The 7,452-nt window shown below is 60.0% G+C and carries 9 protein-coding genes; 2 read left to right on the top strand and 7 right to left on the bottom strand.

Features of this window, described 5'->3' with window-relative positions; translation table 11 throughout:
- Positions 1 to 46 precede the first annotated feature (46 nt).
- The 3 genes from NW844_RS03885 to ndhN form a co-directional block, all read right to left on the bottom strand.
- Positions 47 to 1,939 carry a R3H domain-containing nucleic acid-binding protein gene (locus NW844_RS03885; protein WP_414333649.1) on the bottom strand — a complete coding sequence of 631 codons (1,893 nt, stop codon included), beginning with the start codon at positions 1,937 to 1,939 and terminating at the stop codon, positions 47 to 49.
- A 15-nt stretch (positions 1,940 to 1,954) separates the two neighbouring features.
- Complete coding sequence (locus tag NW844_RS03880) at positions 1,955 to 2,983, bottom strand: LdpA C-terminal domain-containing domain (protein ID WP_414333648.1); 1,029 nt, start codon at positions 2,981 to 2,983, stop codon at positions 1,955 to 1,957.
- A gap of 92 nt (positions 2,984 to 3,075) precedes the next feature.
- A complete protein-coding gene (ndhN, locus tag NW844_RS03875) occupies positions 3,076 to 3,519 on the bottom strand; it encodes an NAD(P)H-quinone oxidoreductase subunit N (protein ID WP_414333646.1) in 444 nt (147 codons plus the stop codon).
- A 428-nt stretch (positions 3,520 to 3,947) separates the two neighbouring features.
- On the opposite strand from ndhN, the gene msrB reads away from it, so the two are divergent.
- Positions 3,948 to 4,358, top strand: coding sequence for a peptide-methionine (R)-S-oxide reductase MsrB (gene msrB, locus NW844_RS03870; RefSeq protein WP_414333661.1), 411 nt, complete (start codon positions 3,948 to 3,950; stop codon positions 4,356 to 4,358).
- Positions 4,359 to 4,407: 49 nt separating this feature from the next.
- Positions 4,408 to 5,199, top strand: coding sequence for an FTR1 family iron permease (locus NW844_RS03865; RefSeq protein ID WP_414333644.1), 792 nt, complete (start codon positions 4,408 to 4,410; stop codon positions 5,197 to 5,199).
- A 219-nt stretch (positions 5,200 to 5,418) separates the two neighbouring features.
- On the opposite strand, the gene NW844_RS03860 is transcribed toward NW844_RS03865, so the two are convergent.
- The 4 genes from NW844_RS03860 to NW844_RS03845 all read right to left on the bottom strand — a co-directional run.
- Positions 5,419 to 5,631, bottom strand: a complete 213-nt coding sequence (locus tag NW844_RS03860) for a CP12 domain-containing protein (protein WP_414333643.1) — start codon at positions 5,629 to 5,631, stop codon at positions 5,419 to 5,421.
- A gap of 249 nt (positions 5,632 to 5,880) precedes the next feature.
- Positions 5,881 to 6,561 carry an energy-coupling factor ABC transporter ATP-binding protein gene (locus NW844_RS03855; protein ID WP_414333641.1) on the bottom strand — a complete coding sequence of 227 codons (681 nt, stop codon included), beginning with the start codon at positions 6,559 to 6,561 and terminating at the stop codon, positions 5,881 to 5,883.
- Between the two features lie 35 nt (positions 6,562 to 6,596).
- On the bottom strand, positions 6,597 to 6,866 hold the full coding sequence (locus tag NW844_RS03850; RefSeq protein ID WP_414333639.1) for a hypothetical protein: 270 nt from the start codon (positions 6,864 to 6,866) through the stop codon (positions 6,597 to 6,599).
- A gap of 115 nt (positions 6,867 to 6,981) precedes the next feature.
- A partial coding sequence (locus NW844_RS03845; RefSeq protein ID WP_414333637.1) for an MAPEG family protein occupies positions 6,982 to 7,452 on the bottom strand: 471 nt, incomplete at its 5' end.

Genomic DNA, 7,452 nt, shown 5'->3' with positions numbered 1-7,452 from the left:
AGCGGCGCGGAGCGCTTGGGCTAGCCGGCTAAGTTGTCGAGTTGCTCTAGTTGGGATAAATGCGCAAGCGGCGGTTGGGCTCTTCCCCAAAGCTTTGGGCCCGCAGGTGATAATGTTCCACCAACTGGTGTTGGAGCTTGCGGATCAGAGGCGAACGGGGCAAAAGTTCCACCGGCTGAGACTTGGGAATGACGATCTGCTCCACTGCCAGGCGGGCCTCTTCCAGAGCTTCCGTTTCGTCGCCCGAGCTGGCGCGAATGAACAGCTCCAGGTCGGAATCAGATCCGTCTTCGCTTTCGATGTTGAGGATGTGGCGCAGGGCGCGGGCCAGGGCGATCAAAGTATTGGCCTTAACAGTATGAATCGGGATCTGGCGGGAGTGGGCCAGTTGCTGGATCTTGGAGCGGCTGCGCACCTGGGATCGCAAAGCCAAGACAATATCTGCCCCATCCAGGTCTTTGGTGACCTCCGCCGGCAGTTTCAAAGTCTGGATCACCTGCTCCAGATGGAAGCGGCTCACTCCGTAGGGGTAGATCATCAGCGGCTCATCCGGATCCCACTGCCGCTCTGCTGGAGCCAGAGCGGATCCCTCCCAGTCCAAATCTTCTTCCTCTTCGGCTGCTCCGGATTCAGCCACGACCTGAACCGCAGGATGGGATCCCGCCGGCGTCGGCGGGACAGCGTCCTCCCGCTTGTCCAAGAGCAGGCTTGGCTCTCCTCGCTGTCGCGAACAACCTTCGAGCGGTTCTGATCGCGTTAGCGGGACGGAGTCCTTGGGCAGAGCTTCCATCCGTCCAGAGCGCCGCCATCCACCTCGCTCCCGTGCTGCACCTGCAGGGGGCCATTGGGGGCCGGCTAGAGCCGGGCGCTCGATCACCACCTGGCCGTGTTCGTCCAGGCTGCGCGTTTGGGTCAGGGGCTCGCGGTTGCGCAGGAGGCGATCCACGGTGGCGGCCACATCTTCATGGATGACCCAGCGGGATCGCTCCAGCATTTCGACGGCAATCTCAAACGTGGGTGGGGCTTTGCGCTCCAAGACACTCTTTTGAGAGCCCCGTCGCCGTGCCTCCTCATCTCCCAAGGTGACGGATTGGATCCCGCCTACCAAGTCCGAGAGGGTGGGATTTTTGATCAGGTTGTCGATGCGGTTGCCGTGGGCGGTGGCCACCAGTTGTACCCCCCGTTCGGCGATGGTGCGAGAGGCCAAGGCTTCCAATTCGGTGCCGATCTCGTCGATGACCACCACCTCGGGCATGTGGTTTTCCACAGCCTCGATCATCACCTTGTGCTGCAGCTCTGGGCTGGCCACCTGCATCCGTCTGGCTCGGCCAATACCCGGGTGGGGCACGTCGCCATCGCCGGCGATCTCATTGGAGGTGTCGATAATAACCACTCGTTTGCCCAGCTCATCCGCCAGCACGCGGGCAATTTCCCGCAAAGCCGTGGTTTTACCCACCCCCGGTCGGCCCAGCAACAGCATGGAGCGACCCTGCTCCACCAAGTCGCGGATCATGCTGATGACGCCGATAACGCAGCGACCCACCCGACAGGTGAGACCGATGATCGTGCCTTGGCGGTTGCGAATGGCACTGATGCGATGCAGGGTAGAGGCGATGCCCGCCCGGTTGTCACCGCTGAACTCTCCAACCCGACTGATCACTTGATCCAAGTCGGCTCGGGTGATCACCTCTTCTGAGAGGTAATCGGCAAAGCCAAGGAAGCGGGCTTCGGGGCGGCGACCCAAATCCATCACCACTTCTACCAATCGATCCAGGTGGGGATGCTGCTCTAGGCGCTCGCGAATCGGAGCCGGCAGGATATCCAGAAGTTTGCTCAAGTCGTCGCTGTATTGAACCTGGCCGGGAAAGCCAGTGTGTTCGCGTAAGCGGTGCGGATCCGCCAACGGATTTGGGGTTGAGGGCTGTGCGGGAAAACTCATGGCTGAGCAAGGTCACTAAACGCAGGAAAAACAGGTTTGTTTGCAAGCAATGGATCGCCGCTTCACTTGCTGCACCAACTGCTTGGCCAACGGGATCCCCGCCGCCAATCCAGGATTGCATCCTGGCTCCGCTGGGCTCGGCCCTTCCAGATGGGCCGCTACCAACTGTCGTGCGTAGCTGCCAAAGGCCACCCCCGCCACCGGCCAATCGGGATCCAACAGCGACACCGTTTGGGCATTGGTTCCGCCCGCCAGTTGCACATAGCCGGGCAAACCCATGGCCAGCACCTTTTGGGCCAACTTCAGGGTGGCTTTGCCGGTGCCAGCGCCAATATCGCCACTCATGGGCCGGCCATCCACCTGCCAGATCAACACCTCCGGCAAGGGATCCATCAGGGCCAGCAGATCCCTCAAGTAGGCCTCCAGGCCCGGGCCATCGTTAAAGCTAATCGAGATTGCCTGGAGGTGAGGTAGCCAGGGCTTCAGGGATCCCCACAGTTGCTCGAATGACCTCTGACGACCGATGCAGGTGTGGATCTCCACTGCCTGAATGCCCAACTCGAGCAAAGGCGGCAACACCTCTGCCAAAGCAACTTGATAGCCGCAGGTGGCAATGCGCCGGTGGGGGCAAACCGGCTCACAGCGCCCACAGCCATAGCACAGCTCTGCCTGAATGTGGACTTGGGCAGGAAGGGCTGCCGGTGTCAAAGCATGGGGAGGACAGACGGCCAGACACGGCTGGGGGCAGTCGGCAGGACAGACCGGAGCCGTCAGCACCGCCTTACGGAAGTGCACATCTTCCCCGTCATTGACACTGACCATCACCCAAGGGGAGCGCGCCCGGGGATCTTCGGCTTGGGCCCATTGGATCCCTTGTTGAGCAGCCCGCACAATGGCGGGATCGGCAGCGACGTCAATGCAATCTGCCCCAGCCAGCGTGTAGAGAAAAGCCAGCTCGCGAACCGAGGGCAAGTGGTGAAAACTTGCGCCACAGATCAGCTTAAACCAAGTACCCTGTTGCAGCGAGGCGGTTGGCAAGGTCACAGGTGAGAGAAGCCGCTAGCAGGATGGTTCTGAGCTGCAGGCCATCTATCTGAGATGGTAGCAGAGAATTTTCCAGGATCCTGAGAAGATGCTCAGGCGCTTTGCAGAGGTTGCCAGCGAATGGAGCGCTCTCGGCCCAGCTCCACGACAAATTTGACCCCCTTGTCTTCCCGGCTCAGCTTCACCAGGTAAGAGAGTTCCTGTTGGCTGAGCACATGCCCCTCGTAAAACCAAAACACCAATCCTTTCGCCTTCGCGGGCAAGGTGGCTCGATACTGCTCGATCAACGCCGGGAAAAAATAGGTGCGCCGCTCCGATTTGCCCAGCGTGGCAGGCCGTACCCCATGACTGCACGTCAAATAGCTCGCCAGATCTCCGATTCCTTTGCTGGAGAGCGTGACCACCTCATACCCGGCTCCGCGCAGCCGCCGCAGGTAATGCCCTTCGGATCCCCCTTCTGGGGTCACAAAGATGGCCAGAGCCCCAGATTGCTCCAGTTGCTGCACAAACCGTGCGCCTGAGCCGACCAGCAGCATAGGAAGAACTCCATTACTCGTCTAGAGTTGGACAAGCAGCTTGCTCGAGCTTAATTGTAACGGGATTACGCCTCAGGCTGAGGATAAAAGCTGCCGATAGAACCCATAGATGGATACCTGCTCAGCTTTCGGGAAGAGGGGAAAAGGACTGGACACTCCCCCGGTTGGAAACCGGAGGCTTTACGCGGCTGTTCGTAAAGAAGAAGAGTTAAGATAAAGACAATCTGCTGGCAATCCTCCAACAACAGCCAGCGGACAAAAGCGGACGGATCCCCCTCAGCCAAGTAGAGAACGGGTTGGCGATGGCTCCTTCCGCTGTTTAGACGGTGAGGATGGATGAACCTCTCATGCGACGACGCAAGCTATTGACTTTGACCGTGGCTGGGTTCATCCCAGGATCCCTTAGCTTGGTAGGAGAGCAACGAGCAATGGCTCAACAGACCTATCCCGTCACCAAAACCGATGCCGAATGGCGGCAACTGCTCACCGAAGAGCAGTACTATGTGCTGCGCCAGGAGGGCACGGAGCCTCCTTTCCGCAATGCCTACTACGACAACAAGGCCGCAGGCATTTACGTCTGTGCCGGCTGTGGGCAGGAGCTGTTTTCCTCGGCAGCCAAGTACGACAGTGGCACCGGTTGGCCCAGCTTTTGGGAGCCGATTGCTCCCCATGTGATCGGTACCAAGACGGATTGGAAGTTGTTCGTGCCCCGCACAGAAGTGCACTGCTCTAACTGCGGTGGGCATCTGGGGCATGTGTTTCGGGATGGCCCCCCGCCCACGGGTTTGCGCTACTGCATGAACTCTGCTGCCCTCAAGTTCATTCCGGCCACCACCTAGAAACCCTCTTGGCTCCGGACAGAATTGAGCCGCCTGTCTGGGTGAACTGATGTCCGACTACACCTTCCTGGATGCCGCTTCGATTTTGCTGCGGGAGGGCCTGGAGGCTCTCCTGGTGTTGGTGGCGCTGCTGGCGCTTTTGGGCAAGAGCGGGCAGTCGGCTCAGCAGCGCTGGGTGTGGCTGGGAGGATCCGCAGGCTTGCTGGCAGCGGTGATGCTGGGTCTGCTGGTGAAGCTGTTTTTCCAGCAGTTGCTCACCCACACGCGGCAAGAGGTGCTGGAGGGGATCACTGGGCTGGTGGCGGCAGGCTTGTTGTTTTCGGTCAGCCTTTGGTTGCACCGCCGGGCTGCAGTGGCTTCTTGGCAAACCTTTGTGCAAGAACAAGCGCAGGCGGCACTGGCCACCGGCCAGGTTTTTTCTTTGGCTTCCCTGGCGTTTATGGCGGTGTTTCGCGAGGGGGCGGAAACGGTGTTGTTTTATGTGGGGTTGGCCCCCGCCCTGCCGGCAAAAGAATTTTGGCTGGGGATCGGACTGGGATCCCTGATGTTGGTGGGGGTGGCGATCCTGCTGCTGCAGGTGGGGCTGAGATTGCCGCTGCGAGCTTTTTTCCGGGGCCTCAGTCTGCTGGTTTTCTATTTGGGCTTTAAGTTTCTGGGTAGTGGCCTGCACGCTTTGCAGGTGGCGGACTGGCTGCCGGTCACCCCTCTCATCGGGATCCCAAAGTTGCGCTGGCTGGGCCTGTATCCCACTTGGCAGACGCTGCTCCCCCAACTGGTGCTGCTGGCGCTAGCCTTTGTCTTGTGGGTTCGGGCTCATTCGGCCCAAAAACTTTCTTCGTGAAAAGACGCTCCTGCAAAGGCGGTGGGGATCCCATCGACCTTCTGGAGAGTTCCGATCCTAGCTTCGATGGATGGCAGCCAAAAGTGGCCTTCTAGCTGCGAAGGGCAAAGCCTACCGGCAAGGATCCGGCAGGCTGGTGAATCTGGCTAGGGATCCCCAGCAGCAAGCCCCGTCGATCGCTACGCAATCAACCGAGATCATCTGCAGGGCTCCCAGGAACTAGGTGTCGTAAACCCGGCACTCGACGGCATCTGGGTTTTCGGCGCAGTGCTGCTCCAGGCTGCTGGGAGTTTTGGGCTGGTGGCTGCGGGCTGCCAGCACCTCCTCAACGGCATCCCAAGCGGCACGGCAGTGGGGATCCCCTTCGCCGTACTCAGAGCAGACGTTGCGAGCATTTTCCAGTTCTTTGGCGATGACTTCAGACAGTCCCATGGTCTCAAGGCTCCTTTAGACTAGATGGGGCCGATGGCCCGCTGGATAGCCGATTGACGCAGGTCAGCAGGGATCGGATGTGGCTGAGGATCAACTGGTGGGAACCAGCCAATCCAAGTGGGGAATGAGTCCAGGATAATGACCCTGTGTCAATCGAATTGAACACGTGCATACATTACCTATTCTAGACAGGGGCGCCGGCGAGGTGCAGCCACCCTTTTGCGATCTCTTTGGGATCGCAGGGATCCCTTAGGCGTCAAACAGTTGCCCGATTTGTTGCCGCACCTGCTCTGGGGATCCCTGATAGCGCACCCGTCCTTCGGAGAGGAAAATTACTCCGTCCGCCCATTCCAGTTCCGCCAGCCGATGGGTGACCCAGAGGGCGGTGATGCCCTCTTGATCCACCAGTTGACGGATGCAGCGCAGCAACTCCGCCTGGCTATCGGGATCCAACAGAGCGGTCGGCTCGTCCAAAAGCAGCACTTCGCTGCGTCGGGCCAAGGCCCCCGCCACCGCCACCCGTTGCTTCTGTCCGCCGCTGAGGCCGTGGATGGGCCGGCGGATCAGGTGCTTGAGTCCCACCTGTTCCAAGGCTGTTTCCACCCGCCGGTGAATTTCCGCCCAAGCCAGAGCCTCTGCCCCCAAGCCAAAGGCCACATCGGCCCCCACTGTGGGCATGAACAGTTGGTGATCCGGGTTTTGAAACACATAGCCCAGCCGACCACAAATTTCCAGGTGACCTGAAAGAGGCTGGGGATGGGTCAGGGATCCGGACAACAGTTGTAACAGGGTGGACTTGCCGCTGCCATTGGGCCCCAACAGCATCCACAACTGGCCCTTGGGAATGGCAAAACTGCACCCCTGCAAGACCGGCGGACGTTCCGGCCAGGCAAAGGTCAAGCTCTCCACCCGAATGGCCACCTCAGACATGGGGATCCCTGGCGGTAGAGAGAAAAGAGCCGTCCTCAGCCTTGCAACTGGGCCAAAAAACCGGGACGGGCTCCCATGGGGCTGGCGCCACCCGACTTAGAGGTCATTTGCACACCACACAGCTCGCCGGTGAGCAGGAACACCTTTTTGCCGGTGCGGTCGCAGGTCAGCTCCAAGCTCTGAGGGGAGCCGTTCTGCAAAGCATTGACTATGCTTTGGTAGGCCCGGTTGGCCGCTTCCTCCTCTTTTTGGTGGACAACGATGGGGGCAGGGTTCCCTTTCAGAAGCAATTCCAGAGTATACATGGCTGACCGTTGCGTAGTGGGCCGTGGATAGGGGACGCCATCCTTTTCCAGTATTGCAGGTTGAGCCAGGGTACCGGCAGGATCAAAAAATGACGGGGGAACTTCCCTCGCCAGCTTAGGCCAAGCTCCCGCCGAGAAAAGGCAGCAGGCTGATCAGCAACAGGCCCAAGGTGGCCAGGGATCCGGCCAAAAAGGAGAGGGATCGCCCGATGGGGATGTCAGCGATGTAGAAGAAGTTGTAGAGCAGCCGTGCCAGCAGAAACACCCCACACAGCACAGCTACCCCTTCGTCGCCGCTGAGGCCAAAAGACCAGGGATCCGGGTGAGGGCCGGTGATGTAGGCGATCAACGCCGCTGAGGCAAACATCCCAAAAGTCTCAAACCCGTTGGCATGGGCCCAGGTGGCCCGCTGGCCGTAGGGGGGTAGCCTATCGAACATAGCCCGAGGCGCATGCAGGTCGTAGCCGACGCGGGCCCGCGCATAGCCCACCACCCCCATGGGCAAGTAGACCAAGAGCATGGCTGCCGCGATGGAGAAGAGGGGAACGGCTGCGAGAGGAAGACTTGGCAACATACAGACAGGCAG

Source organism: Synechococcus sp. H55.2 (assembly GCF_047462495.1).
In the GTDB taxonomy this organism is placed as follows: Bacteria; Cyanobacteriota; Cyanobacteriia; order Thermostichales; family Thermostichaceae; genus Thermostichus.
Note: the sequence above shows the minus strand (reverse complement) of the source record. Positions and strands in the feature narration are given on the sequence as shown.